A 2,758-nucleotide genomic window follows, 5' to 3' on the forward strand; every position below is an offset into this window, starting at 1 on the left:
CCCGCTCGCCCTCCGCGGCGTCCGTCCGGCGGGCGCGGCCGCCCGATGAAGGTCTTTCAGTGCCAGGCCTGCGACCAGCCGGTGAGCTTCGAGAGCACGGAATGCGACAGCTGCCAGCGGCGGCTCGGCTATGTCTGCCAGTCGCATGAGATGTCGGCCCTCGAACCCTCCGGTTCGGTCTGGCACGCCTATGCCGACCCGGCCCAAAAGTACCGCTTCTGCGCGAATGCCGATTACCACGCGTGCAACTGGCTGGTGCCGGAGGACAGCGCGGACCGCTACTGTACCTCCTGCCGGCACAACCGCGTTGTCCCGGACCTGACCCTCGACTGGAACCTCACCCGCTGGCGCCAGATCGAGGCGGCCAAGCACCGGTTGTTCTACTCGCTCCTGCGCCTGGACCTGCCCCTGATGACGCGGGAGGAGAACCCGGCCACGGGCCTCGCCTTCGATTTCCTGGTGGATCCGGCCGAGAGCTACAGCGTCGGCCCGCCCGTCCTCACCGGGCATCGCAGCGGCCTCATCACCCTCAACATCGCCGAGGCCGACGACGTCGAGCGCGAGCGCCGGCGGATGCTGTTCGGCGAGTATTACCGCACGCTTCTCGGGCATTTCCGCCACGAGATCGGGCATTATTTCTGGAACGTCCTGGTCCGCTACGACCCGAGCATCTGGGCGTTCCGCGACCTGTTCGGAGACGAGCGCGCCAGCTACGGCATGGCCCTGCAGCGCTACTATGCCCAGGGCGCGCCGCCAGACTGGCAGGAATCCTACGTCAGCGCCTACGCCACCAGCCACCCGTGGGAGGATTTCGCCGAGACCTGGGCGCATTACCTCCACATCGTCGACACGGTGGAGACGGCGAGCGCCTTCGAGCTCCATCTGAGACCGCGCCTGCGCAGCAGCGCGCCGGAGGCCGTGGTGATCGATTTCGATCCGTACCAGTCCCCCGACCTCGACCGGCTGGTCTCGGTCTGGCTGCCACTGACCTACGCGGTGAATTCCCTCAGCCGGAGCATGGGGCAGCCGGCGCTCTATCCCTTCAAGCTGACCCCGGCCGTCATCGCCAAACTCGCCTTCGTCCACGACCGGGTCGACGCCGTCCGTTCGGCCACGGGGCATCAGGTCGATTCCGACGTCCTGAAGGCCGTCATCACCGGCCTGCGCCAGCGCGTGGCCCCTCCGAACGTTTGATGCCCGCCTCTCAGGTCCTCACGGCTCCGGCGAAGAACTCTCCGGCTCCGGCTTGGGAAGCCGGCGCGGGCGACCGTCGTCGTCGATGGCCACGAAGGTGAAGGTCGCCTCGGTGACCTTCTCGCGCAGCTTGGTGCGGAAGCGCCGGGCCCAGGCCTCGACCTGGATCTTCATGGAGGTGCGGCCGACACTCTCCACCCGGGTATAGACGCAGAGCACGTCGCCCACCCGCACCGGGCGGATGAAGGTCATCGCATCGACGGCCACGGTGACCACGCGGCCCTGCGCCTGATCGACGCCGGCGATGCCCCCGGCCTGGTCCATCTGCGACATCACCCAGCCGCCGAAGATGTCGCCATTGGCGTTGGTGTCGGCCGGCATCGCGATGGTGCGCACCGTGAGGTCCCCACGCGGATCGCTGGTCTCGCCCATTGCGGTCTCCACCCTGATCGCCGCCGGCCTTGGTTCGTCCGAGGCGCGGCCTTGGTTCGTCCGAGGCGCGGCCTTGGTTCGTCCGAGGCGCGGCCTTGGTTCGTCCGAGGCGCGGCTTGGCCTCCTGCATCGGCCGAGAGGTGGCGTCAGGTCAAGAAAAAGCCCGGTCGTCCCGAAGGGGACGACCGGGCCTCGAAACCGGCCGGCGTGGCCGACTCAGTAGTAGAAGCGACGCGGGCCGTAGAACCGGCGCGGGGCGTAGTACGGGCGACGGTAGAACGGACGCGGCGCGAAGTACGGACGACGGTAATACGGGCGGGCGTAATAGGGGCGACCGTAGAACGGGCGACGGTAATACGGCCGGCGGTAGTAATACTGCGCCTTCTCGACGACGGCCGGTGCGGCCTCGCTCTGAAGTGCGGAAACCGGGCCGATGGGCGCGGCCGAAGCGCCCTGGGGGGCCAGGGCGGCGAAGCCCAGGGCCAGCAATGCGGCCAGAAGGAGTTTCCTCAACACGTTCATGACTCCTCAGATGATCGAACGACGGTGATGATACGACGGCACGCGCGGGAATGCATGCTTGGCCGTCAGCCGAACTCACGGAATCGGCAAACCGTTTCATGCCCCCTGCCGGCAAGCTTAACGGTTAGCCTTGTGGCGAACGGCCTTCGCCCGAGCGGGGCCGGGTGGACGGGTCAGGCGATCTTCAGCGTCATGTCGACCACGCTGGCCTCGGCCGAGCCCTTCACCAGGGTGATGCCGTGCTCGCAATCTTCCCGGCGGGCATAACCCTCGGCCGAATCGGCGATGACGTTGCCGTTGGTGACACGGAGGCGCCAGCGCCACTCGCCACCCGAATCCCGGTAGAGTTCGAAACGCATGTCCACGCCTCCCTCGCGGCGATGACCGCCATAGGGTCAGATGGCGCGGAATCGCCCGTCGGCAATCCCGTCCCGGCAGCGAGCCCGGACACGACAACGCCGCCCCGGACGATCCGGGGCGGCGTCGGGCCGGGCGAACCCGACCGTCGAAGCGTTAAGTGAGATCAGGAACGCGGGAAGTGATCGAGCCAGCCGATGGCACGGCCTTCGCCGCCGGCATTGCTGCCGGCGGCGAAGGCCGTGCCATCGGC

General features: G+C 68.0%; 4 protein-coding genes. 1 reads left to right on the plus strand and 3 read right to left on the minus strand.

Annotation, left to right across the window (positions count from 1 at the left end; translation table 11 throughout):
• Nucleotides 1-45 precede the first annotated feature (45 nt).
• Complete coding sequence (locus FV220_RS24640; RefSeq protein ID WP_056141488.1) at nucleotides 46-1,194, plus strand: putative zinc-binding peptidase; 1,149 nt, start codon at nucleotides 46-48, stop codon at nucleotides 1,192-1,194.
• An 18-nt stretch (nucleotides 1,195-1,212) separates the two neighbouring features.
• Here FV220_RS24640 and yciA read toward each other — a convergent pair whose 3' ends face one another.
• The 3 genes from yciA to FV220_RS24655 all read right to left on the minus strand — a co-directional run bounded on the left by yciA (nucleotide 1,213) and on the right by FV220_RS24655 (nucleotide 2,507).
• Nucleotides 1,213-1,626, minus strand: a complete 414-nt coding sequence (gene yciA / locus FV220_RS24645; RefSeq protein ID WP_018043079.1) for an acyl-CoA thioester hydrolase YciA — start codon at nucleotides 1,624-1,626, stop codon at nucleotides 1,213-1,215.
• A gap of 216 nt (nucleotides 1,627-1,842) precedes the next feature.
• Nucleotides 1,843-2,142 carry a hypothetical protein gene (locus FV220_RS24650; protein ID WP_147833543.1) on the minus strand — a complete coding sequence of 100 codons (300 nt, stop codon included), beginning with the start codon at nucleotides 2,140-2,142 and terminating at the stop codon, nucleotides 1,843-1,845.
• A gap of 179 nt (nucleotides 2,143-2,321) precedes the next feature.
• Entirely contained in the window at nucleotides 2,322-2,507 is a 186-nt protein-coding gene (locus FV220_RS24655; RefSeq protein WP_018043081.1) for a DUF1508 domain-containing protein, read from the minus strand.
• Nucleotides 2,508-2,758: the final 251 nt, after the last annotated feature.

Source organism: Methylobacterium sp. WL19, assembly GCF_008040005.1.
In the GTDB taxonomy this organism is placed as follows: Bacteria; Pseudomonadota; Alphaproteobacteria; order Rhizobiales; family Beijerinckiaceae; genus Methylobacterium; species Methylobacterium bullatum.